Annotated in this window: 21 protein-coding genes; 11 read left to right on the top strand and 10 right to left on the bottom strand. The window is 63.0% G+C overall.

Going from position 1 to position 24096, the window contains the following annotated elements; all coding sequences use genetic code 11:
• Positions 1-40: 40 nt before the first annotated feature.
• Positions 41-1519: an amidase gene (locus tag PCS43_RS06885; protein WP_209910582.1), complete on the bottom strand. Its 1479-nt coding sequence runs from the start codon at positions 1517-1519 to the stop codon at positions 41-43.
• On the opposite strand from PCS43_RS06885, the gene PCS43_RS06880 reads away from it, so the two are divergent.
• Positions 1511-1651 (top strand): hypothetical protein, encoded by a 141-nt coding sequence (locus PCS43_RS06880; protein WP_155277953.1) that lies wholly within the window; start codon positions 1511-1513, stop codon positions 1649-1651. The two genes, PCS43_RS06885 and PCS43_RS06880, sit on opposite strands and share 9 nt — an antisense overlap.
• Here PCS43_RS06880 and PCS43_RS06875 read toward each other — a convergent pair.
• Positions 1645-2754 carry a ring-opening amidohydrolase gene (locus PCS43_RS06875; protein ID WP_007735206.1) on the bottom strand — a complete coding sequence of 370 codons (1110 nt, stop codon included), beginning with the start codon at positions 2752-2754 and terminating at the stop codon, positions 1645-1647. The genes PCS43_RS06880 and PCS43_RS06875 overlap by 7 nt on opposite strands.
• Positions 2755-2977: 223 nt before the next feature.
• Between PCS43_RS06875 and upp the strand changes: the two genes are divergently transcribed.
• The 4 genes from upp to PCS43_RS06855 all read left to right on the top strand — a co-directional run bounded on the left by upp (position 2978) and on the right by PCS43_RS06855 (position 8415).
• The gene (gene upp / locus PCS43_RS06870) at positions 2978-3601 is read left to right on the top strand and encodes a uracil phosphoribosyltransferase (protein ID WP_209910586.1); all 624 of its coding nucleotides are present in this window, start codon (positions 2978-2980) and stop codon (positions 3599-3601) included.
• A 92-nt stretch (positions 3602-3693) separates the two neighbouring features.
• On the top strand, positions 3694-5391 hold the full coding sequence (locus PCS43_RS06865; RefSeq protein WP_003946020.1) for a PucR family transcriptional regulator: 1698 nt from the start codon (positions 3694-3696) through the stop codon (positions 5389-5391).
• A gap of 289 nt (positions 5392-5680) precedes the next feature.
• Positions 5681-6907 (top strand): CaiB/BaiF CoA transferase family protein, encoded by a 1227-nt coding sequence (locus PCS43_RS06860; protein ID WP_007735210.1) that lies wholly within the window; start codon positions 5681-5683, stop codon positions 6905-6907.
• Positions 6904-8415 (top strand): carboxyl transferase domain-containing protein, encoded by a 1512-nt coding sequence (locus tag PCS43_RS06855; protein WP_007735211.1) that lies wholly within the window; start codon positions 6904-6906, stop codon positions 8413-8415. The genes PCS43_RS06860 and PCS43_RS06855 overlap by 4 nt, the downstream gene beginning before the upstream one ends.
• Before the next feature lie 87 nt (positions 8416-8502).
• Here PCS43_RS06855 and PCS43_RS06850 read toward each other — a convergent pair whose 3' ends face one another.
• The 3 genes from PCS43_RS06850 to PCS43_RS06840 all read right to left on the bottom strand — a co-directional run bounded on the left by PCS43_RS06850 (position 8503) and on the right by PCS43_RS06840 (position 12946).
• Entirely contained in the window at positions 8503-9936 is a 1434-nt protein-coding gene (locus tag PCS43_RS06850; protein WP_003946008.1) for a uracil-xanthine permease family protein, read from the bottom strand.
• A 148-nt stretch (positions 9937-10084) separates the two neighbouring features.
• Positions 10085-11728: a PucR family transcriptional regulator gene (locus PCS43_RS06845; protein ID WP_007735212.1), complete on the bottom strand. Its 1644-nt coding sequence runs from the start codon at positions 11726-11728 to the stop codon at positions 10085-10087.
• 102 nt (positions 11729-11830) lie between these two features.
• Complete coding sequence (locus tag PCS43_RS06840; RefSeq protein ID WP_007735213.1) at positions 11831-12946, bottom strand: XdhC family protein; 1116 nt, start codon at positions 12944-12946, stop codon at positions 11831-11833.
• Positions 12947-13228: 282 nt separating this feature from the next.
• On the opposite strand from PCS43_RS06840, the gene PCS43_RS06835 reads away from it, so the two are divergent.
• The 3 genes from PCS43_RS06835 to PCS43_RS06825 are packed head-to-tail and all read left to right on the top strand — an operon-like array spanning position 13229 to position 15775.
• Positions 13229-14416: a CaiB/BaiF CoA transferase family protein gene (locus tag PCS43_RS06835; RefSeq protein WP_007735214.1), complete on the top strand. Its 1188-nt coding sequence runs from the start codon at positions 13229-13231 to the stop codon at positions 14414-14416.
• Positions 14417-14459: 43 nt separating this feature from the next.
• The gene (locus PCS43_RS06830) at positions 14460-15119 is read left to right on the top strand and encodes a TetR/AcrR family transcriptional regulator (RefSeq protein ID WP_003946066.1); all 660 of its coding nucleotides are present in this window, start codon (positions 14460-14462) and stop codon (positions 15117-15119) included.
• Positions 15116-15775, top strand: coding sequence for an enoyl-CoA hydratase-related protein (locus PCS43_RS06825; RefSeq protein ID WP_007735215.1), 660 nt, complete (start codon positions 15116-15118; stop codon positions 15773-15775). Before PCS43_RS06830 ends, PCS43_RS06825 begins: the two co-directional genes overlap by 4 nt.
• Here PCS43_RS06825 and PCS43_RS06820 read toward each other — a convergent pair.
• Positions 15743-16288: a hypothetical protein gene (locus tag PCS43_RS06820; RefSeq protein WP_230691665.1), complete on the bottom strand. Its 546-nt coding sequence runs from the start codon at positions 16286-16288 to the stop codon at positions 15743-15745. The genes PCS43_RS06825 and PCS43_RS06820 overlap by 33 nt on opposite strands.
• A 97-nt stretch (positions 16289-16385) precedes the next feature.
• Between PCS43_RS06820 and PCS43_RS06815 the strand changes: the two genes are divergently transcribed.
• Positions 16386-17111 carry an MBL fold metallo-hydrolase gene (locus PCS43_RS06815; RefSeq protein WP_209910588.1) on the top strand — a complete coding sequence of 242 codons (726 nt, stop codon included), beginning with the start codon at positions 16386-16388 and terminating at the stop codon, positions 17109-17111.
• On the opposite strand, the gene PCS43_RS06810 is transcribed toward PCS43_RS06815, so the two are convergent.
• Together PCS43_RS06810 and PCS43_RS06805 are read right to left on the bottom strand one after the other, a co-directional pair.
• Entirely contained in the window at positions 17076-18500 is a 1425-nt protein-coding gene (locus tag PCS43_RS06810) for an amidase (RefSeq protein WP_209910590.1), read from the bottom strand. The two genes, PCS43_RS06815 and PCS43_RS06810, sit on opposite strands and share 36 nt — an antisense overlap.
• A 150-nt stretch (positions 18501-18650) precedes the next feature.
• A complete protein-coding gene (locus PCS43_RS06805; RefSeq protein WP_007735219.1) occupies positions 18651-18962 on the bottom strand; it encodes an ArsR/SmtB family transcription factor in 312 nt (103 codons plus the stop codon).
• A gap of 91 nt (positions 18963-19053) precedes the next feature.
• On the opposite strand from PCS43_RS06805, the gene PCS43_RS06800 reads away from it, so the two are divergent.
• Both PCS43_RS06800 and PCS43_RS06795 read left to right on the top strand, forming a co-directional pair.
• The gene (locus PCS43_RS06800) at positions 19054-20112 is read left to right on the top strand and encodes an SDR family oxidoreductase (RefSeq protein WP_042450615.1); all 1059 of its coding nucleotides are present in this window, start codon (positions 19054-19056) and stop codon (positions 20110-20112) included.
• A 140-nt stretch (positions 20113-20252) separates the two neighbouring features.
• Complete coding sequence (locus PCS43_RS06795) at positions 20253-21551, top strand: T3SS (YopN, CesT) and YbjN peptide-binding chaperone 1 (RefSeq protein WP_209910592.1); 1299 nt, start codon at positions 20253-20255, stop codon at positions 21549-21551.
• Between the two features lie 24 nt (positions 21552-21575).
• Here PCS43_RS06795 and PCS43_RS06790 read toward each other — a convergent pair whose 3' ends face one another.
• Together PCS43_RS06790 and PCS43_RS06785 are read right to left on the bottom strand one after the other, a co-directional pair.
• On the bottom strand, positions 21576-23765 hold the full coding sequence (locus PCS43_RS06790; RefSeq protein WP_158171299.1) for a transglycosylase domain-containing protein: 2190 nt from the start codon (positions 23763-23765) through the stop codon (positions 21576-21578).
• Positions 23766-23877: 112 nt separating this feature from the next.
• Positions 23878-24087: a hypothetical protein gene (locus tag PCS43_RS06785; RefSeq protein WP_019746112.1), complete on the bottom strand. Its 210-nt coding sequence runs from the start codon at positions 24085-24087 to the stop codon at positions 23878-23880.
• Between the last annotated feature and the right edge of the window lie 9 nt (positions 24088-24096).

Genomic DNA, 24096 nt, shown 5'->3' with positions numbered 1-24096 from the left:
CGTCTTTCTCTCCCAACTGGATACGTTCGAAATAGATCGGTCAGTTCACGCGGAGTGCGGGCGGAAGAACCCGCTCGACCCACTGGGTTGCCTGCTCGAATGCGTAGGCGAGTTGGAGTACGTCCAAGTCGGCTCCGTGCCGACCGATGATCTGGATACCCATGGGAAGCGAACGATCGTCGAAGCCGACCGGCATCCCCGCAACCGGAACCCCGGCCATCGTCCAGGGAACAACCGTCTCCATCCACCGGTGATACGTGTCCATCGATCGGCCGTCGACGGTCTCGGGCCAGTGAGTGTTCTTGTCGAAAGGAAACACCTGAGCACTCGGCGCGAGAATGTAGTCGTAGGTTTCGAACATCTTGGTAATGGCCGACAGCCAGCCGTTGCGGGCCTCCGCGGCCTTGGTCACGTCGAGAGCCGACAGTGTGACCGCGTGCTCGAGTTCCCACAACAGTTCGGGCTTCATCAACTCGCGCAAGCTCGGATCGTTGTACTGATCGATCAAGCCGAGCTGTGCCCACCAACGCCACCGCAAGAACAATTGCCAGATGTCCTCGGGTTTGAAGTCGGGAAGCGCCGCCTCGACGCGGCACCCCAACTGTTCGAAGACCTCGAACGAGGATTCGCACAACTCGAGAACTCCAGGTTCGGTTGCCAGGTAACCGTTCCAGTCACCGACCCATGCGATCCGAGAGCCCTTCAGATCACGTGCGAGGCTTTCGGTGAATACCGCGGGATCCTCACGAATCCCCAACGGTGCATAAGCATCCGGCCCCGCCATCGTGGAAAGCAGGTGAGCCACGTCGGTGACGGTTCGGCCCATCGGGCCCACAACGGCGCCCTGAGCGATGAATCCCGTCTCCGGTATCCGACCCCAGGATGGTCGAAACCCAACAACGTTGTTGAATGCCGACGGGTTTCGGAGCGAACCCATGTAATCGCTTCCGTCAGCCACCGGCAGCATGCGGAGCGCCAACGACGCGGCGGCGCCTCCGCTGCTACCGCCAGCAGTGCGCGAATTGTCGTACGGCGACACCGTCGTACCCCACACCGGGTTGTACGTCTGGGATCCGAGCCCGAACTCCGGTGTGTTCGTCTTGCCGATCACGATGGCACCGGCAGACCTGATCCGCTTGACGAACAGTTCGTCATCTTCGGCGATTCGGTCCGCGAACATCGGCGACCCGGACGTGAACGGCAGACCCTTGGCTGCCGAAAGATCCTTCACCGCATGCGGAAACCCGTGCATCCAACCGAGATACTCCCCACTCGCCAACTGCGAATCACGCTCGCGCGCCTCCGCCGTCAACGCTTCCCGATCCCGCAATGCGACGATCGCGTTCACCGCCGGGTTATGTAATTCGATCTGATCGAGGAAGCTGTCCATCACCTCGACACACGACACTTCACGCCTGCGTATCAGACCACTGAGCGTGACCGCATCGACCATGACGAGTTCGCGATTCTCGGGCGCACCGGAAACGCTCTCGTCGACAGGGTCAGCAGCATGAACCATCGTGAATCCTTTCAAGCAGTGAAGTGGGGTACGCCGCGGCGGACTCGCCGCCACCGGCAACTGATTCGAGGACGAATTGCCGGTGGCGGCGCGACTGTCGAGGTTTCCAGCGAGGTTCTTGCCTACTACTGACCGAGATCGACGATGGCAGCGACTGGGCCGCCGCCCTCGGGACCCTGGTGCGCTGCCGATACCGAGACGAACACTGCCGGATCGCCGGTGACAGCTGCCGTGACTCCGCCGACACACGACTTGATCTGGCGGTGCCAGTGCACGTCGGAGTCGTCGAGCATCGCATTACGACGGCCACGGACCGTTCCGTCCTGACTGGCCTCGCACTTCAAGAACACGTTGACGAGTTGACCGTCCAGGTCGCTCGAGTGCGGCCGCTCCGGAAGTTCGAGTCCGGCGTCACGGATCGCCGCCCAGATGCCGTCCTGGTCGAGCGGATCCTTCATCACGCTGTGGCCGATCCGGTAGCGTCCGCCGACGCCACGTGCGTTACCGACGACGACGATCTGCGCGCGGTCCAACTCGACGCCGGACGAGCAGGATGCGACAGAGGAGAAGAGTTCGCGGCTGTGCATGACATCCTCGTCGGTCGGCATGTCGATTTCGCCGAGCGCAACCGCGATCCCCAGAGCCGTTCCGCCGTTGGACAGGTCCATCGACTCATGAGTCTGTTCGGTCCACACAGTCTTGCCGCGGCTCTTGGCGTCACGGATGGTGTGAATTGTCAGCAACGGAGTCTTGGTCTGTACGTAGTGCACGTCGGCGGGATCGGTGATGCCGGCATTGGCCATCGCGTCTTTCACTGCCGCAGCAACTTTGGTGATCATAGCCGTACGGCCGATGTCCTCGGGCAGCAGTTGCTCACTCATGGCGACACCCACGGTCAGTCGCGGCTCGTCGGTCTTGGTGACCTTGTCTGCCGGCACGGTCGCGAAGATCGTCGCGTGCGGGCTGATCACGCCGTCCGTGCCGCCGGACCAGACGATCGGCACCTCCGCCACTTCTTCGGGGCTGCGATTACCCTTGGCGGAGAGAACCTCTCGGAACGCTCGGTCCGCGATGATGCGCGTGTAGTCGTTGACGCCGCCGTTACCCTCGGTTTTGCCGATGACTGCAATGACGCGGTCGGCCTCGAGGACACCGTCGTCGATCAGCTTGGCGAGCTCACTGGCGTCGGAGACGCTGTGTAGCGGAACCTTACGGACCTCGATTGCTTCGGGCATTGGCATCTCCTTGTATAGGGAATCGTGGAGGCAAAATTGGGCCTTGACAGCTCCGGGCGCTCAGTGCAGCCGAGCGGTTCGGAACTGCCGTGTCGACCACGCTATGACGACTCGAACCCATCTGCATCGTCAATACTTGCCCAAACGAAAACCGCGATTGGTTATTTCGACTCCGATTCACCGGTTGCGCGCCGCCACATCGGTTCTCACTTACGATTCGACCATGGACACCACTGTTGTCGACCATCCGCTGGCGGCATCGCTGCTCACGACCATGCGCGACGCTCGCAGCGACAACGCAACGTTCCGGTCCGCCTTGCGCAGACTGACCCATATGTTGGTCTACGAGGCCATGCGCGGCGCAGAACTGGAACAGTTCGACATCGAGACGCCAGTTGCTCCGACGCTGGGGGTGCGGCTGGCGAATCCACCGCTCCTGGTCCCGGTCTTGCGAGCGGGCCTCGGCATGGTCGAACAGGCGAGTGCCCTTATTCCGCAGGCAGGCGTCGGTTTCGTGGGAATGGCACGAGACGAGAAGACACACCAGCCGGTTCCGTATCTCGAGTCCCTGCCAGCTGATCTGTCGAGCACCCCCGTCTACGTCCTCGATCCGATGTTGGCGACCGGTGGATCCATCGTCCGCACAATCGATCTGCTCATTGCACGCGGAGCCACCGATGTGACTGCAATATGTGTCGTCGTGGCTCCGGAAGGGATCGAAGCACTGAAGAACTCCGGACATCCGGTCCGGCTCCTCACAGCGAGCATCGACGACGGCCTGAACGAAAATGCTTTCCTGATACCTGGACTCGGAGACGCGGGCGATCGCCAATTCGGGCAGCGGTAGTTGGCAGACATACGGAGAACCGCTCATTTCGAGAGGCTATTTTCGTCAACTGTTGACAATGTTCGTCGCGTGATCGAGCGTAGTCTCGCGACATGGATAGATCTGCCAAATATTCGAGCGAAGAGCTTCAACATTTGCCAGAGGGTGGCGACTACAGACTCACAGTTCGGGATGTCCTCGAGCTGCCCAGTCTGCGTGGAGCCGAAGTCCTTGCCGGGCACGGGGGCTTACGCCACCTCGTTCAATCGGTGAACGTGATGGAAGTACCGGACATCCTCGCTTGGGTGAAGCCGAACGAGTTGTTGGTGACAACCGGGTTCCCGCTGCGCTACGGGCGAACCGGCGAGCTTCTCGACGACACAGATCTCAGTGACCTCGTCGACGGTCTTGCACGTCGAGGAGTCGCGGCACTTGCCGTGAAAACGGGCCGCTATCTCGACGAGTTGCCCGAGGCGATGCTGCACATGGCAGAGCAGCGAGGGCTTCCGCTGTTGGTTCTTCCCGTCACCGCGGGATTCGACGAGGTGATCTCGGAGGTCTTCACCAAGTTGGTGGCGAAGCAGTCCGCGGCACTCGACATTGCCGATCGACTTCACCGCTCGTTGACGTCGATCGTCTTGGAAGGTGGCGATCTACCTCAGATTGCCGCAGAATTCGCCGCGCTCTTCGACGTCAGCGTTCTGATCTGCTCGCCGGACGGAAGGGTATTGACCGAGGCCGGGGATTCAGCCGCGCTGAACGCGCTTCCGTTGTTCGAAAGCACCGGTCGGTTCCTGACCGAGCGGGTCGCCGTCGGTTTACAGAACGCGCCCAAGGGATTTCCCGGCCAGTTGGCGCTCACCCGAGTGGTGGCCGGCGGCACCGACCACGGCCGGATGGTGGCGTACGCCGGCACCCACGAACTCGGCGCAGTTGTCGTTCAAGCGCTGGAGCGAGCGGCCACCGTTGCCGCGCTGGCCGTCACCAAACAGCTGGCAGTTGCGGCAGTGGAATCCAAGTTCCGCGGCGACTTCCTCCGTGACGCACTGATAGGCGAAGCCGGCTCGCCTGCGGAAGTGAGCGCGCACTTCACCCAGTTGGGGTGGGATGTCACTCGTCCACTTGCCGTTGTGGTTGCAGAACTCGACGTCGATCACCCGGAATCCCAGCACGCGAATTCCACTCGCACGGACCAAGATCGACTCAGCGACGGCTGGCAACAAGTGGTCCGAACACACGAGCGGACGGCGCCGTCCGTCGGGTTTCGACACGAGGTGGTCACGCTTTTCCCGACCAGCACCGACCGTGCGGTTCGGGACATCGAAGGGTTGGTGCGCAAGGTTGCCGGCGATCGCACCAGCGGCCGCCGATCCTTCAGCACGGGAGTGAGCCGGGTGATCTACTCCCTGGCCGATCTACCCGCGGCCTACGACCAAGCCTGTACAGCCGTGGTCGTCGGCCGACGTATCAACGGGCCGGGGCAGATCGCACACTTCGACGAACTCGGTGTACACCGACTCCTCTCGCTCCAGACGGACAAGAGCGAACTGCGTTCGTTCACCGATGACGTTCTGAAGTCCTTGTCGGCGGACAACGCCGAAGCCGCTGACCTGCGTCTGACACTCCAGACCCTGCTCGACTGCAATTGCAATGTCGCCGAGGCCTCCCGGGCGCTGCACATGCACTACAACACTTTGCGTTACAGAATCGGAAAGCTGGAGAGCGTCGTCGGATCGTTCACCGACGACCCCGTCCTTCGATTGAACGTCTCACTCGCCCTGCAGGTCATGAAGATGCACGAAATGTCATGACTTCGCACGATATGAGCTGACAGAACGTCCCGATAACGGTTCGATACAACCGCAATCGCGCCGCCCGGTGAGCGTTCGTCACTTCTTACCCACCACTGACACCCGTCGTCGGCAAGGTTACCCATGTGCCGTTCATCGGTGCCCGCTTACGGTTCGAAAGACGGGCCGCACATACCTCCTTCAGTGGCCCTGGCCGGTTTCTCGGTCCAGCGGACCGGAGTCGACCGAACTACGGAGGCCTCAACCACCAACTGGCTCAGCCAATTACACCAGAACACGGCGGTGCGACATGAACTCGACTTCGAAGCCTCACAACACAAGTGCTCGTAGTGGTCCGTTACACGACGTGATAGTCGTCGACCTCACGCGCGCACTCGCGGGTCCTCACGCGGCAATGATGCTCGGCGATCTGGGTGCCGACGTGATCAAGGTCGAATCACCTCACGGCGGCGACGACACCCGTGGGTGGGGGCCGCCTTTTGTGGAGCCCACGTTGGAACCACCGAACACACAACGGGAATCGACGTATTTTCTGTCCACGAACCGGAACAAGAAGTCGATCACGCTCGATCTGAAATCCGACAGTGGGCGCGCGACCCTCGAAGATCTCGTCTGCCGCGCCGATGTTCTCATGGAGAACTTCCGCACCGGAGTTCTCGATCGACTCGGATTCTCGACCGAGCGGCTGGCCGAACTCAATCCTCGACTGATCGTTCTGTCCATCAGCGGTTTCGGCCACGACGGCCCGGAAGGCGGTCGCGCCGGCTACGACCAGATCGCCCAGGGGGAAGCCGGACTCATGTCGCTGACCGGCTCGAGTCCGGACGACGTTCAACGAGTCGGAGTTCCGATCGCCGATCTTCTCGCCGGAATGTACGGGGCGTTCGGTGTCGTCGCGGCTTTGAAGGAACGCGAACAGACGGGGAAAGGCCGCGTTGTCCGAACGTCGCTCTTGGCCAGCGTGGTCGGTGTTCACGCGTTTCAAGGAACGAAGTGGACCGTCGCCGGTGAGGTAGGCACAGCGCAGGGCAACCACCATCCCTCCATCGCACCGTACGGGCTCTTTCGTACCGGCGATGGCGCAGTGCAGATCTCGGTCGGCAGCGAAAGCCTGTGGAGAAGATTCTGCGAAGGATTCGACCTCGACCCTGACGCCCCGGGTATGGCAACAAACGCCGAACGCGTCGAAAATCATTTCCAGGTCGTCGAATTGATCGAACGTACCTTCAAGCCGTACTCGCGTGACGAGCTTCTGACCGAACTCGACCGCATCGGAGTACCGGCAGGACGGGTTCGGACGATCTCCGAAGTGTACGAATGGGAGCAGACCCGATCACAGGGATTGCTCGTCGACGTCGACCACAGCACGCTCGGAAACATCACACTGCCCGGTCCACCGCTACGATTTTTCGATCCGGACGGAACCGAAGTGACGGAGACCCGCCACACTGCACCTCCGGTTCTCGGTGAAGACACTGACGAAATCATGTCTTGGCTACAAGGATTCACCCGATGAACCGCCTGACGGCTCGCGACTTGCTCGACCTGGTAATCGATGCCGGCACCTGGGAGTCGTGGGATACCCCTCCGATTCCCGTCGCGACCGACTCCGATTACGCCGAAGCACTTCTGCGGGCCCAGGAGAAGACCGGGCTCGACGAGTCCGTCCTGACCGGAAGCGCCTCCGTCCGAGGCCGCCGTGTGGCAATCATCGTCTGCGAGTTCGGTTTTCTCGGTGGTTCGATCGGCGTGGCGGCGGGAGAACGCCTCGTCGTCGCCATCCGTCGAGCCACCCAAGAGCAGCTGCCCCTTCTTGCGCTTCCCACGTCCGGGGGAACGCGTATGCAGGAGGGGACGACGGCGTTTTTGCAGATGGTCAAGATCACCGCGGCGCTCATCAAGCACAAAGAAGCGCACCTGCCCTACATCGTCTATCTCCGAAACCCCACCACCGGAGGCGTATTCGCGTCCTGGGGATCACTCGGTCACGTGACGATCGCGGAACCGGGGGCCCTCGTCGGATTCCTCGGCCCTCGAGTGTTCGAGGCCTTGTACAACTCACCTTTCCCCGCCGGTGTCCAGACAGCGGAGAACCTTCACGAGCACGGACTCATCGATGCAGTGAGGCCGCCAGACCAGCTCGCCGAAATCGTCGAACGCGCATTGCGCATCATCACCGGGGCGCATCGTGGGTACTTATTGCCCAGTGACCCGTGCTCGTACGATTGCCCACCCGATACGTCGGCGTGGGAATCCGTCGTCGCATCCCGGCGCGAAGACCGACCGGGGATACGGGAAGTGTTGCTCAATTCCGCCTCGGACATGCTCCCGCTCAACGGAACCGGCCAAGGCGAGAACGATCCCGGCATCATGCTCGCGCTCGTTCGCTTCGGCGACATGCCCTGCGTCCTTCTCGGACAGGACCGGCGCGGACAGACTGCTCACTCCCCACTCGGCCCCGGCGCTCTGCGGGAGGCTCGGCGAGGTATGCGGCTGGCCGCAGAACTCGACCTGCCGCTGGTGACGATCATCGACACAGCGGGCGCGGCACTGTCGAAGGAGGCCGAAGAAGGTGGACTGGCGGGCGAGATCGCTCGGTGCATAGCCGACATGATTTCACTCGAGGTCCCCACCATTTCCCTCCTGCTCGGGCAGGGCACGGGCGGCGGCGCCCTGGCACTGATTCCGGCCGATCGAGTGCTGGCGGCCCGCCACGGTTGGCTCTCGCCCTTACCTCCCGAAGGTGCGAGCGCGATCATGTTCCACGACGTCACGCACGCGCCAGACATGGCAGCCAGTCAAGGGATCAGGTCCTTCGATCTGCTCGCGGGCGGCATCGTCGATCGGGTCATCCCCGAATTTCCCGATGCCGCGGACGAATCCGCCGCCTTCTGCACTCGCGTCGGAGCGGTACTGCACTACGAGCTGAGCGTGCTCAGTGCTACCGATGCGACTGAACGGCTCAACACCCGCACCGAACGCATCGACCGTATCGGCCTGGTCGAAGCCAGTACCTCCGTCTGATCGATCAGTACCCAGAACACCGGAAAGGCCGGATATCCTCCGCGGAGGATGTCCGGCCTTCGTCGATCGAGCACACTCAGCCAAGCGTCACGTGAGTTGCTTGGCGGGTTCCTCCCGATCGCCGCCGGGAGTCTTCGAATCCGGCTTGTTCGGTTCCGGATTCTTCGCATTCAGTTCCGGGTTCTTCGAACCGATGAACTGGCACAGGTGGTACATCCCGATCACGACGATGGTGCCGAGCGCGATGCCGCTGAGCGAGAACGTGTCACTGAACTTCAGAGCCGTGTCGCCGATACCGATGATGAGGCCGGCCGCGATCGGCATGAGGTTGAGCGGATTGCCGAAGTCGACGCCGTTCTCCTTCCAGATCTTGGCGCCGAGCAGACCGATCATGCCGTAGAGCACCACGGTGATTCCGCCGAGAACACCGCCGGGCGTCGCCGAGATGACGGCACCGAACTTGGGGGAGAAGCCGAGCATCATGGCGACGATGCCGGCAACCGCGTAGGCGGCGGTGGAGTACACACGGGTCGCTGCCATGACACCGATGTTCTCGGCGTACGTCGTGGTGGGCGAACCGCCGACGCTGCTGGCGATAGCGGTGGCGAAACCGTCACCGGCGAGCGCACGTCCCATGTACGGGTCGAGGTCGTCCCCGGTCATCTCGGCCACGGCCTTGACGTGGCCCGCGTTCTCCGCGATCAACGCGATGACACCCGGAAGGACCAGGATGATGAACGTGAGGCTGAACGACGGAGCGTGGATGCCGACGATTCCGTTGGCCTCGTCCGAGAACGGCGGAAGCCCGAACCACGACGCCGACTGCACCGAATCCCAGTTGACGCGGAAGTGCTCGGTGATCTGACCGGTGCCTGCGTCGTAGGAGGTGATCGTCCCCGAGACCCGGTCGAGGATCCAGGAGAGGACGTAGCCGAAGATCAGCGCCAGGAAGATGGCGATGCGCGCCATGAAGCCGCGTAGCGCGATACTCATGACGATCAGGGCCACCATGACGATCAGAGCCACCCACTGGTCCTGTGGCCAGTACAGCCCCGCGACGACGGGTGCCAGGTTGAATCCGATCAGCATCACCACTGCGCCGGTCACCACCGGGGGAAGAACCTTGAATACGACCCGGCCACCGAGGAAGTGGATCGCGATACCGATGGCTGCCAGGACCAGTCCGGACACCAGGATCGCGCCGGTCACCTCTGCGGATGTTCCGCCCTGGGCACGAATGGCGGCGATACCACCGACAAAGGCCGCCGACGTACCGAGGTAGCTGGGGATGCGTCCCTTGACCACCAGCAGGAAGAAGAGCGTACAGAAACCCGACATCATCACGGCAAGTTGAGGATTGAGCCCCATGATGATCGGGAAGACGAACGTCGCGCCGAACATCGACACCACGTGCTGGCTGCCCAGCCCGATGGTTCTTCCCCAGCTGAGCCGCTCGCCGGGAGCGACCACTTCACCCGGTTTGATGTTCTTTCCATCTCCGTGCAACGTCCAAATCGGCATGATGGGACCTTTCGTGCAGAGGAAGGTGTCCGAACGCTGAGTGTGCTCCAGCTCACAAAACACCGTGACTGGAGTGAAACGCTATTACAGCGCAGGGGTATCGACGTGATGACAATCTGCCAGAACCCACGGACTCGGATTGGCAATATTAGTGATTGATGCCGCGCATCGCGGTTATCTTCAGTGCTAGAGACAGATCCAGCCGTAGCTCGGGTTGCGCCGTGAAGGGTCCCAGCATTTTCTCCAGCTTAACGACCCTGTAACGCAGTGTGTTGTAATGGAAGTGGAGCTTGCGCGCTGTCTCGGCGATGTTGATGTTGGTCGCGAGCAAGACTTCCAATGTCTTGCGCATGTCCTGCGCTTCGGCAGTTTCCTCCGTCAATTCCCGCAGCGTCTCGCGGGCGAACGTCTCGAGCTCGTTTTCGTCCTCGACCAGACTGAGCAGTCTGTACACGCCCAGATCGTCGAACTGAGTCACCGTCCACGGACCGGAGATCCGTCGCCCGACGGTCAGTGCGGTGCGCGCCTGACTGTAGAGCGCCGGAACGGCGTCGATCGCCGCTGTCGGCCGGGACACCCCGACACTGAACGGCCTTCTCCCGCCGCCACCTTCACCGCGAACGACCGTGACGAGGTCCCGCACCAATGCCATCGTGTCGGTGCCGACGCCCATCACGATCACCGTCTCGCCCGTCAGCGCGGTCACCGCCGCACCGGGATCACGGTGGGCGATCGCGCCGGAGAACGCCATCGCCTGGCGATCGACGACGGGCAGCCGAGCGGGCGCCGCCGAGGCCGGTTCGTCGATCGGGTCCGGCTCGATCGAGACGATCACCAGCGGGCGGTCGAAGTCCCAACCGAATGTCTTGGCATGGGAGACAACGTGATCGTGGTCCCCGGCCCGACCGAGGAGCAGGTCGTGAACGAAGTTGGCGCGATGGCGTTCTTCCACCGACGCAACGGCCTGCTCACGGGTGATGACCAACGCGCACACCGACGCGGCCCGCTCGACCAGGTACTGGTCGTAACTCGTCATGACGCGCTCACCGGTGAACAACGCGAGACGCCCGTGGTCGATGTGATTGGCGGAAATCGCGGACACCGCGATGAATTGACCGTCGAACTCGTGCAGACCCAATCCGCCCTCGACGGTGTCGGTCCGCAGACGACCGGTGGAATCGACGGCGGGACAGGCAGACAGATGCTTGCGCTCCGCGGCGTCCCCGGCGCGGCAGATCTCGCGTCCGTCCGAGGTGGTGATCAGGGCAGCGCCCTTCATCTCCCGTGCGATGACCTCGGTCAATTGCGGGAGGCCGCCGCCGCCCATCACGACGTCGACCAGCAGCCGTCGCAAGCGCTCGGCCCCGAACATGGCGTCGATCTGGGCCGACTCCGTCTGCTCACGGTCTCTCGCCGCAGGGTGATCGCACGCACCGTGAAAAACCAGGAGCGGGAAGCCGGCGCTTTCGGCCGCGTCGACCAGCTCCGGCGCGAGAGTGTCCCCGTCTGCGCCGAATTGGACGGCAAGTGCCGCAACACCTCGCGTCGACAACCGTCCGACAAATGCTTTGAAGGTTTCGGTGACCCTGGCGAGGGTTTCCGGCGTGGTGATCAGCAACTGTCCGTGCCGCAGCCACGGTCCGATGTCCGGAACCGCCATGAATCCCACCCGGGCTACCGTCGGGTCTTCGCAGCCGCCGGCGACCTTTCGAACACCAGGAAGGAGCTGGGTTCGAAGAAGTTCGGAGAGAACAGCATTCACCTCGGATGCCGGTACGGCCGGGTTTGCCACTTGGCAGGCACCTCGATTTCATTCGGATCACGGAAGATGGTTCACGAAAGAAACGATCCTATCCCCACCGAACACAAGATGTCCGAATTCAGCGCAGTCGACTCAGGCCGTTCGATGCAGGGCGGTCGGATTCTCCTGAGGTGGCGGGTGGATCGGCCCCTGCAGATCCCGCAGTTCCAAACCGGAGGCATTGCGAAGGGTCTTGGTCATCTCGGCGAGGATCGACACTGCAGTCTCCTCCGGTGTCCTCGCGCCGAGATCCAACCCGATCGGTGAGTGCAGACGCCCCAACTCGGCGTCGGTGACGCCTCGCTCCTTCAACAGCGCCACCCGACGCTCATGCGTCGCACGACTTCCCATCGCGCCGACGTACGCAGCCGGCGAACGCAGCGCGATCTCGAGCAGGGGGATGTCGAACTTCTCGTCGTGCGTGAGCACGGCCAGGACGGTTTTGTTGTCGATCGGTGCGGTTTCGAGGAACTTGTGTGGCCACATGACGACCAGATCGTGGGCGTCGGGGAAACGCGCCCGTGTCGCGAAGACCGGCCGTGCGTCCACGACGGTCACTCGGTAACCCGCAAAGGCGCCCAATGTACACATCGATGCCGCGAAGTCGATGGCCCCGAACACGTACATCCGCGGTAGTGGCGCGAAGATCTCGACCAGCAGGTCGTGCTGCGAATCGATGAGAGTTCCCGCCGGCGCGACAAAAGCGACGGACTCACCGGTGTCCATCGTGCGCAGCAGGATGGACACCTCGTCCTCCGTGGCATCCAGATCTCCGCTGCGTCGGCCGTGCTCGACGACGAGGTGCCGTGCCGGTGCTCCCGGACGCACTTCGGTGACCACGACGACGGGCGTATCGGCCTCGATCCGTTCACAGACCTGACCGAACTCGACGAAATCGGCTCCGACGGCCTGGACGAACACTTCGATGGTTCCGCCGCAGGTCAGCCCTACTCCGATGGCGTCGTCGTCGGAGACGCTGAAGACCTCGACGCGACTGGTGCCGTCGGCGAGAACCTCCTGGGCGATCTCGTACAGTGCACTCTCGATGCACCCGCCCGAGACGCTGCCGACCACCTCGCCGGAGCGTGAGACGGCCATCGAAGCACCGGGCATGCGCGGTGAGGATCGCCAGGTACGGACAACCGTCGCCAGTGCAAAATCCTCGCCGCGGGCGTGCCACTGCGCCAGCTGAGTGGAAATGTCGCGCATCGCCTCGCCTCCCGCTTGCATCGCCGTCCGTAGAGAGTTCACGGTATCGGCCCACCGCAATCCTGCCTGTCACACAATGCGCCTAAATCCGGGCCCTGCAGTTGTGCAATGTCGCCGTCGCATCACCTTGCGCTCTCGACCAGTGTTGTCACCGAGCCCAGCCGAAAGCAGGCCTGACCTTCATTCTTCCCCTCTCCGACGATCACTGCAGCGGCAATTCACGCAGATGGTGCGACGGATCGAGTGGGCGACGTTGCACACCACAGAACCGAGGTTTCCCCCATGGACCAATTGCTCAGCGGTATCAAAGTTCTCGACCTCACCCGCGCTCTCGCGGGCCCTCTGTGCACGTCGCTGCTCTCGGACTTCGGCGCCGACGTGGTCAAGGTCGAAACCCGTGGCTCCGGCGACAGTTCGCGTCAGTGGCCGCCGTTCGACGGCGATCGAAGCCTCTACTTCGCTTCCGTGAACCGCGGCAAACGGTCGATCGCCATCGACATGCGCAGTGACCGCGGGCGGAAACTGCTTCGCAGCCTGGCCCTCGACGCAGATGTGCTGGTCGAGAACTTCCGTCCGGGAGTACTGGCCGACATGGGGCTCGATCCCGACTCGCTCGAGCAGGAGAATCCAGGGCTCGTCGTGATGAGCATCAGTGGTTTCGGCCCGGTGGGCCCTGACCAGTTCGCGCCCGGACTCGATCAGGTGGCCCAGGGTATGTCCGGGCTGATGTCGGTCACCGGTGCCGGGGAACAGACCCCGATGCGGGTCGGTATCCCCATCATCGACACGGTCTCGGGCATCTACGCAGCGCTGGGCATCACGGCGGCGCTTGCCTCTCGCGGTCGCGATGGTCGTGGGCACCGCGTGCAGACCTCGTTGCTGGAATCCGCGATCTCGATCATGACCTTCCAGGCGCAGGACTACCTGAGCACCGGGCGGGTTTCGACGCCGAACGGCAATACGCACCCGACGATCACGCCGTACGGCGCTTTCGACACTGCCGACTTCCCGATCAACATTGCCACCGGCTCGGACAAGCACTGGATCGCACTGTGCTCGGTACTCGGCGACCCCGAGCTCGCCTTCCGTACCGAATATGCCACGGGTAAAGAACGTTTGGCGCACCGAGACCAACTGACCAAAGAACTCGAGGACCTACTGACCACGAAGGGCGCGGCGCAATGGATCTCCGAGATCCGCGGTGCCGGAATCCCCTGCGGCCCGATCCATTCGATCGATCAGGTGTTCTCCGACCCTCAGGTCGAGGCATTGCAGATGGTCGAGCAGACCCAGAGCGCCGACGGAAAGTCGATTCCCGTTGTCCGCGGACCGTTCTGGGTGGACGGCAAGACTCTTCCCGTCAGGAATGCGCCACCCATGACTCTCGGCGGTGACGCCGACGACGTACTCACCGACTTCGGCCTGCGTCCGGAGGAGATCGAGGATCTTCGCGCAAATTCGGTGATCTGACCGCACACTATTAACAGAGCAGACGCTCTGTTACTGTGCGTTCATGCCTCGGCCACGCGTCCACGACCTCGACACCCTGCTCGACGCTGCCGAAAAACTTGCCGCCACTGCCGGACCGAGCGCTGTCACGGTCCGGGCAGTCTCCGACGCCACCGGTGTATCCAACGGGGCGATCTATCACGCATTCGGCTCTCGCAGTGGACTGGTCGGTAGCGCGTGGCTGCGTGCTGCGCGACGATTTCTCGCGCTTCAACAATCGAGAGTGGACGACGCTCTCGCGGACCCGTCGCCGACTTCGGCGGTTTCCGCCGTCGTCGCAGCCGCCGAAGTTCCGGCCGTCTTCGCGCTCGACTACCCACAATCCGCGTTGCTGCTGTTGACGATCCAGCGCGACGAACTGCTCGGCACCGACGTCCCTGCCGACATCGCCGAGCAACTCACACAACTCGACCGGTCTCTGGTCGAGTTGTTCATCCGGTTGTCGACCGCGCTCTGGGGCCGCAAGGACGGCCGAGCCGTCGAGGCAATCGAGGCCTGTGTTGTCGGCCTGCCTACCGGATTACTCATTCATCCCGCCAAACGCGCCGACGGTTGGCGAGTCCCCGACGCCGCAGCACGCGCGCGGTTGGATGCCGCCGTTCGAGCGGTTCTGCATCTCGACCCACCACTGCCCAAGCCACGCAACAGGAAAGGCCAATCATGACCGCAACTCTGCGCTTCGAAGACAAGATCGCCGTTCTCGATCTCGGCGAGGACGAGAATCGATTCTCGCCGGAGTGGCTCGATTCCGTCGACAAGCTACTCGACCAGGCTTTGAGCGAAAGCGCACATGCCCTGGTCACCACGGCGACGGGCAAGTTCTACTCCAACGGACTCGACCTCGACTGGCTGGGCGCGAACGGCGACAAGGCGAAGTGGTATGTGCAGCAGGTGCAGTCGCTGTTCGCTCGGATGCTGACGTTCCCGATGCCCACCGTCGCGGCGATCAACGGCCACGCCTTCGGAGCCGGCGCCATGCTCGGCATCGCGCACGATTACCGCGTCATGCGCGATGATCGCGGCTACTACTGCTTCCCGGAGGTGGACATCAACATCCCCTTCACTGAAGGAATGGCAGCTCTCATCCAGGCCAAACTCAGCCCGGCGTCGGCAATCGTCGCCATGACCACGGGGCGGCGATACGGCGGAAGTGACGCATTCGCAGCCGGTTTGGTGGACTTCACCGCATCCGTCGACGCTTTGACCGCCAAGGCCATCGAAATGGTTGCACCGATCGGCCCGAAGAATGCGGGCACACTGGGGGCAATCAAGTCGACGATGTTCGCTTCAGTGGTCACCGCTCTGAACACCGACGGCTAGAAGCGACGGACTGTGTTCTCGCAGAGCCGCTTCCAGATCGTCGGCAACACTCTCGGGATCGCGGCCTTCGGTGCTCAGAACCACGTCGACTCCACTGAGCGTCGGCATCGAACCGGCCAGCAGTTGTGACGCCTCCACCAACTCGTCCAACCCGGCCCAGCCGGCCGGTTCACGTTCGATGATTCTGGTACGCAACGTATCCGGATCGGCCTCGAGGCGCGCCAGCAGGTGCCCCTCGGCGCCGGTCGCGGCCAGCAGGGCGCGCCCGTAGTCGTCGTCTTCGACGGTCGCCGTGAGAAACAGGAGTCCGTACCCCGCTTCCCGGTACGACGCGGACAGCATCCCGACGTGTGAGATTGCCCGTTCGGCCCCCAGCGGCGGATAGCACCGCTCGAGTTCGTCCACCTCGATCATCGCGTTGCTCACCCCGGCCTCGCCGAGTCGATCGTGAAGCGCGGTCAGCACGGAACTCTTCCCCGCGCCCGGCGGGCCTGTCAGCAGTAGTACGAACACGTCCTCCACTATTCCAGAGCCTTGTGCAGGCGCGGGGCGGCGAGAAGGCTGAAGAAGACAGATTGACGTGTACAACAGCCCTGATCGGAGCACAGCGATGACCACCACGATCACCGAAATCGCGCCGGACATCTACCGACTGTCGACCTTCGTGGACGAAGCGAACCTCACGATGAACCAGTTTCTCGTCGACGGCGAGGAACCCTTGCTCTTCCACACCGGGCAGCGAGCGTTGTTCACCTCGGCTTCCGACGCACTCTCCACGCTGATCGACATCGACCGTCTGAAATGGATCACGTTCGGTCACGTCGAGGCCGACGAATGCGGGTCCATGAACTCCTGGCTTGCGGCGGCCCCCGAAGCGCAAGTTGCACACGGTGCGATGGGGTGCTTCGTCCAGGTCAACGATCTGGCCGATCGGGCGCCACTTCCCTTACAGGACGGCGACGTACTCGAAACCGGCAGCCGCCGAGTCCGGCACATCGACACCCCACACGTCCCACACGGTTGGGACGCGGGCCTGATGTTCGAGGAGACGACGTCGACGCTGTTCTGCGGAGACCTCTTCACCGCGTTCGGGCACCACCCCGCGACCACCGAGCACGAAATCGTCGGTCCCGCTTTGGAAGCCGAAGACTTGGGCCACGCCACCTGCCTCACCCCGGATCTCGAACCCACGATCCGTGCCCTGGCCGACCTCGAGCCGCGGATTCTGGCGACCATGCATGCACCGACGTACTACGGCGATTGCGTCACCACTCTTCACGACCTTGCCGACTCGTACGCATCACGTTTCGCAGCCGAAACCGAAAAATGGAAGTGAGACTAGAGCTTGCGCCTTCGACGTGATTCGCGCCGCCACGGACAGCGCAACGTGCTCGCGGAACGGTCTCGCCACCACCTGCACCCCGATCGGTAAACCGTTGCGGGAGAGTCCTACCGGAACCACGACCGACGGAAGGCCGAGCACACTGATCGCCCGGCAACTCGCGAGCGCATCCATCCATGTGAGTTTGCGACCGTCCACCTCGAAGCTCTCCACACCGAGCGGCGGAGCGAGCACCGACGCAACCGGCAGGATCAGTGCGTCTCCCATCTCGCCGAGGAATTCGCTGATCAACACCGCGCGATCCGCCCACAGCGCTTCCACCTCGGCGGAACTGCGATCACGGCCTGCCGCAAGCATGGCGGTGATGTCCGCGTCGAAAGCGTGCGCTGAACCTGCGGCGAGAGAGTAGATGTCCGCGTGGGTCTCGACCGATCGCAACGCACCGAAAAGCGCGTTGGCCCGCGGCAGAGCCAGACCGTCGTACTCGCTCGCGTCCAGGCTGATCGCCACCGTCCGAACCGCTGACCGGATTTCTTCGTCGACGGGAATCGTTCCCTCGCCGGTGGCCCAGCGGATGTCGAGGTCGTCGACGTCGACCGAATCAGGCTCGCTCCACGAGAGATGCGGCATCGACAGGACGCGCAACGCAAGCGCCGCATCACCGCGGTTGCGGGCCAGTGGGCCGATGGTCTGGATCGTGCCGTGCATCGTCGCAGGGTTGGCGAGTACCCGTCCATCCGAAAGCACGCCTGGATACTGACCTTCCGGATCGACACGTCCGAGCGTCGGGCGAACCGAAGTGAGGCCGGTGCAGTGGGCGGGCCAACGCACCGAGCCACCAAAATCCGTACCGAGTCCGAGCACGCTCATTCCGGCAGCAACCGACGCGGACTCGCCGCCACTCGATCCGCCGGGGGACCGGACGACGCCGTCCGGTCGCACCGGGCTGGCCGTGGTTCCGAACAATTCGTTGCGAGTCAGGCCGCACGCGCCGAATTCCGGGGTGTTGGTCTTGCCGATCAGAATTGCGCCGGCAGCCTTGAACGCCGCAACGGCCGGTGCATCGACGGCCGGGACGTTGTCCGCCAGAGTTCGAGAACCGGCGGTGGTACGCACGCCGGCAGTAGCGATCAAGTCCTTGACCGTGAACGGAACCCCGGCAAGGGGACCGAGTGTCTCGCCGAGAAGGCGTCGTTCGTCCAGGGCATCCGCGGCCGTGCGAGCCTCCTCGGCGCACACGGTGACCAGTGCGTTGAGTTCGACATTGCATTCGTCGACCCGTGCGAGATGTTCTTCGACGACGGTCCGCGCCGACACCTGACCCGACCGCACGGCCTCGGCGATGGATCGGGCATCACGGCCCACCCAGCTCTCACGACTCATCGCACGCCTCTCCTTGCCAGTACCCTCTGCCGAGCGTAAGGACAACGAGCAACCCGAGAAACGACCACAATGCACATACCGACGGCGCCGGCGATGTGAGGTTTTGCCACAACGTTGGCGGCCCCGGAGGGATCGGTCAGGTGCTGGTACCTACAAACCCTGCCTGATGAATGCAGCAAGCTTCTCGATCTGTTGCTCGTTTCGTTTGTAATGCCGCCACTGACCGATTCGTGTGGTGGTCACCAGATCCGCGGCCTGGAGTGCGGCCATGTACTGAGACGCCGTCGATTGCGACACCTTCGCCCTCGCTTGAATGTGCTTGAGGCACACTCCGACCTCCTCAGCAGGCTCGAGCTGAGGGGGAAAGCTCCCGGGGTCTTTCAACCACTGCAGGATTTGCACACGCATCGGGTTGGCCAGCGCCTTGAACGCCGTTTCCCACTCGGTTGTTGCGTCTTCCATGTTCGTGAGCATACCGCTAGATCGCGAAATGCCGATATGTGTGGTTCACTCCCTATATCGCAACATCGCGATATACCAATGGGAGGCTGAAATGGTGCAGCACGACAAAGTGGCACTCGTGGTCGGAGCCCGAGGCGTGATCGGTGGGAACTTGATCGATCACCTCGAGTCGACCGGAGAATGGAAGATCATCGGACTCTCGCGGCGAGGCGGTACGGACACCGACCGGGTCGAACACATCGCAGTCGACCTGCTCGATCCTTACCGGACTGCAGCGGCACTGAGCGGACTGGGCGACGTCACTCACGTCTTCTACGCCGCCTATCAAGACCGCGCGACATGGGCCGAGCTGGTTCCGCCCAACTTGGCGATGCTGGTCAACACTCTCGACGCCATCGAGCCCGTTGCGGGCGGACTCGAGCACGTCAGCCTGATGCAGGGCTACAAGGTTTACGGGGCACACCTCGGACCGTTCAAAACTCCGGCCCGCGAGAGCGATCCACCGCACATGCCACCCGAGTTCAACGTCGACCAACAGCAGTTCCTCGAACGCAGGCAGCTCGGCAAGTCGTGGACATGGTCGGCGATCAGACCCTCGGTCGTCTCCGGATTCGCACTGGGTAACCCGATGAACCTCGCGATGGTCATCGCCGTCTACGCGACCATCTCGAAGAAACTGGGTGTCCCACTCCGATTCCCCGGCAAACCCGGCGCGTACACCAGCTTGATCGAGATGACCGACGCCGGACTCCTGGCCGAAGCGACGGTCTGGGCCGCGACCAACCCCGAGTGCGCAAATCAGGCGTTCAACATCAACAACGGCGACCTGTTCCGCTGGCAGGAGATGTGGCCGAAGATCGCAGCCTTCTTCGACATGGACGTCGCACCTCCGCTCCCGATGTCCCTCGATGTCGCAATGGCGGACAAGGAGTCGGTGTGGGATGAACTCGTCGAGGAACACCAACTTGCTCGGACCCCGTATTCCGATGTCTCGTCCTGGGGGTTCGGTGACTTCGTATTCGGATGGGACTACGACTTTTTCGCTGACGGATCGAAAGCTCGGCGGTTCGGATTTCACCGCCACGTCGACACCGAAGCGATGTTCCTCGACATCTTCGCCAATCTGCAGGCTCGGAAGATAATCCCCTGACTGAAACACGGTCACCCGGATCCTACGAACACTGTCACTGTCGGACCCCACGACTAACGTCGTAGGCGGGGTTTGAAAAGCAGGGGTTTCGGCGAGTCGTCGGTAGGGCCCCATGCGCCCCCCGGACCAGAGGAGCGACGATGTCGGACAATACTTTCGATCTGGAAATCCTGAGTGCCTGGACTACTTTCGAGACTCATCTCGCTCGCTACATCTCCGTGATGGAGGACGACGACACCCTCGTGGTGGAGTCGCATTACGACAGCATGGACGAACTGGCCGACGCACCCGCGTGCATCCAGTTCTTCGCATGGAACCAGACCTCCGTGCGCTGTGAAGTTCCTTCCAACAGGTTTCTGCATCCACTGCGGATGCTCGAACCGGAAGACCATTCAGCGCTGCTCGACATGGGGTTCAACGCTCCCGATCTGTGCGAGCACGAACCCGAGGGCAATGGGTCCATGTCCTTCTACATCGACGTCGACCGCGCTCGTCCCGAGGAACTGGTGACAAAGGTGTTGCGCGTCTTCCGTGAAATGTGGAGCATTGCGCACCCGTCGTTCCTGCGTGCCAGCACCAGTGGGCGCGAGTCGACGCCGGCGTTCGCCACGACGCCGTCTCACGCTCCCTCGGGTTCGGGCGACATGCTGCGGATCCTGGTCGACGGGGCCGTCGAGCGCCTTCTCGGTCATCCGCCCAAGCGTGACGACGACGGCGACATCCCGCTGGTCCGCGGTGAGCAGGTCACCTATGTTCGTGTCCTCGAGGACGACGAGTACGTAGAGGTGTTCTCGCGGGTCGTGCATTCGGTGGAGAACCTCGAGAACGCTGCTGTAATTCTTGCTCAGCTCAATCGGCAATGGCCGACCATCAAGCTCATTCTCGTCGAGCAGAGTGTGCTGGGCGTGGTCCGCGTGGACGGCGCACCCTTCGTCGCCGAGCACCTGCTGCGGGCTCTGCGCTCGTTCGCCGAACTGGCCGAAGCATCTGACGAACTCGCCGAAGAACTGGGCGGGCAACCCATTCGCGCTACCGGAGACACCGCCTTCAACGACGGGATGGCCTCCGAGCACGAAGATCCCGGTGCCGAATACGAGTCACACGAGTGCCACGAATTTCCTCCGGCTCTCATGGCGCTCCTCGAACTCGACGCAGACGGAACGGGCGAGCTCAGCGCCGAAGAGGTTGCCGTGATCTGTGAGCACGACCGCGACACCATTCTCGACTACCTGCGGATCAGCCAGGAGCAGGAGACTGCCTGGCACGAGGCGTTGACCGAGTCCATCCGGCGCAATGACGACGACACCGACCTGTGTGCGGGCGAGAAGCGCGCGTGGACGCACGCGATCCGCAACCTCAGGCGCGGACTGCGCGTCGTCGTACTGCCCGCCAAGGATGCAGCGCCCACCCAACTCGGTCTCTTCGACGATCAGGCCTGAGAACCGGAAATCGGGCGCTGCTTGTCAGCCCGGTAGTGGGATGACGATGCCCGGCAGGATCTCGATCTGACGCGGCAACTGGGGGAGCGGCGGTACTTCGATCGGCGGTAGGCCGGGCACCTCGATGGGCGCCGGGGGAGCGACCGCGCCCGTCGTGGGCGTGCCCGTCCCGTCCCCCGAGGTCACGCCGGAGTTCGCGGGAACGCCGGCCTGCCCGCCGATGGGGTCCGGCCACGGAAAGCTCTCCCAGTCGGATCCCTTCAGCGCGCCGTCCATCGTGCTCTTCCAGATGTCCGCAGGCACTCCGGAGCCGTAGATCAAACCACCGTAGGAGTTGGTGATGGCCTGAGCGTCGGAAGTTCCGATCCACACCGCGGTGGACAGCGACGGCGTGTAACCGACCATCCACGCATCCTTGTTCTGGCCCGTGTCACCCAACTGCGCGGTACCGGTCTTGGCTGCAGACGGGCGTCCACCGGCAAGCGCGTGACCGTTCGAGTACGACGCGATCGGCAGCATCGCCTGCGTGACGTTGTCGGCAACGGCAGCATCGAGACGACGCTCACCGGGAGAGACCGGGCGATCGAGCAGGACTTCACCTTCGGCCGTCACGACCTTCTGGATGAAGTGCGGCTGCTGGTACACACCGGAATTGGCGAGCGTCGCGTAAGCGGACGCCATGTCGATAACGCGAGACTGATACTGGCCGAGCACGATTCCGTTCTCCGGCGGACCACCCTCCTGTGTGAGCGTCGGGTAGTCGAGTCCGGGAATGTGCTCGGGGATGCCGGCCAGGTGGGCGGCGTCGGCGATCTTCTGGGGACCGTTCTCCATCGAGAGCATCAACCGGTAGAAGCTGGTGTTCAGCGAACGCTTGAGTGCCTCGGCGATGGTGCATCGACCACAGGATTCGCCGCCGACGTTTCCGATGGTCACACCGTTGATCGTGAGCGGTGAACTGTCGAACCGTGCGGACAGCGGAATGTCTTCCATCAATGCTGCGACCAGGCCGAAGACCTTGAACGCTGAACCGGTCTGCAGCGGCGCCTGGGCGTAGTCGAAGCCTGCTCCGTCGTCACCGCCGTAATAGGCGTCGACGCCACCGGTCTTGGGGTCGATGGACACTACTGCGGTCCGCAGGTCTTCCGGCTCGCCCTCGAGATTCCGCCTGACGGCGTTCAGCGCAGCTTCCTGCGCAACCGGGTCGATGGTTGTCGTGATTTGCAGACCAGCGGTGTTCAGCGTCTGGTCGCTGATACCGGCCTCGGCCAGTTCCTTGAGTACCTGGGTCTTGATGTGGCCTTCGGGTCCTGGCGCCTGGTTCAGATCGGTCGGCCGATTGGCGGGGGCGACGACCGGGAACTGCATCGCGTCGCGATCCGTCTTGGTCAGGCTGCCCAGTTCCACCATGCCGTTGAGAACGTAGTCCCAGCGCGCTTGCAGCGCGGACAGATTGGTCTCGGGGTCCAGGAACGACGGGCTCTGGATGACGGACGCGAGAACTGCGCCTTCCTCGACACTCAGCTCACTGACCGGCTTGTCGAAGTACGCGTTCGACGCGGCGGCGATGCCGTACGCACCGCGACCGAAGTAGATGGTGTTGAGATACGCGGCAAGAATGTCGTCCTTGGACCATTCGCGCGCCATCTTGGCGGAGATGACGAGCTCACGCAGCTTCCTGTCGATACTGCGCTTGTCACCGACCAAGACGTTCTTCACGTATTGCTGAGTGATCGTCGAACCACCGCCGGCGCTTTCCTTGCCCATCACGTTGTCGCGGGCAGCGCGAGCAAATCCGGAGATCGAGAATCCGGGGTTGGTGTAGAAGTTACGATCCTCCGCCGAGAGCACCGAATCGCGGACGTGAATCGGGATGGCCGACAACGCGACCTCGGTGCGGTTTCCCTCCGCCGGCACTACCTTGCCGAGCACGGTCGTGCCGTCGGCCATGTAGATGGTGGACACCTGATTGGTCTGCATGTCAGAGGGGCGCGGGACGTCGGTCCGGCTGTACGCGACAGCAAAAACCGACGCGGGCACGATGACCATCAGGAGCACGAGCACGTAGATGGTCCGCCGGACGAACCGCCACTTCGAGCGCTGCTTTTTCGCGGGCTTGGCCGACTTGTTCGACCGGGGCGAATTAGCCGACTTGCCCGATCGAGCCGACGACTGATCGCCACCCGTCGCACTCGATCTGTTCGATGGACTCACTCAACACTCCCGGTCGTGGATCCGGACTTACCGGCACCATTCCACCAGGGTGATATCTCGATCAGATAACTCCCGGCAACTGCGATACCGAAATGTCACCCTACCGGGCTGGCTACTCGCGACGTTCTGCTCGGACCGCGTTCCGATATCCGCGGAACGCGAGCCCGAGAGCGACGACGCAACCGAGCAGCACCAAAGACGGCATCACGCCGGGGTCTCCCTTGACGATCGCGACCACAGCGCCGATCAACGCCATGAGGGCGAAGACCGAGATGAAGCCGGCAATCAGCTCCATACGCTGGGCGCGCGAAGCCCGCCTCATCGAAACCGT

The organism is Rhodococcus sp. C-2 (genome assembly GCF_027854095.1).
GTDB lineage: Bacteria > Actinomycetota > Actinomycetes > Mycobacteriales > Mycobacteriaceae > Rhodococcus_F > Rhodococcus_F qingshengii.
Note: the sequence above shows the minus strand (reverse complement) of the source record. Positions and strands in the feature narration are given on the sequence as shown.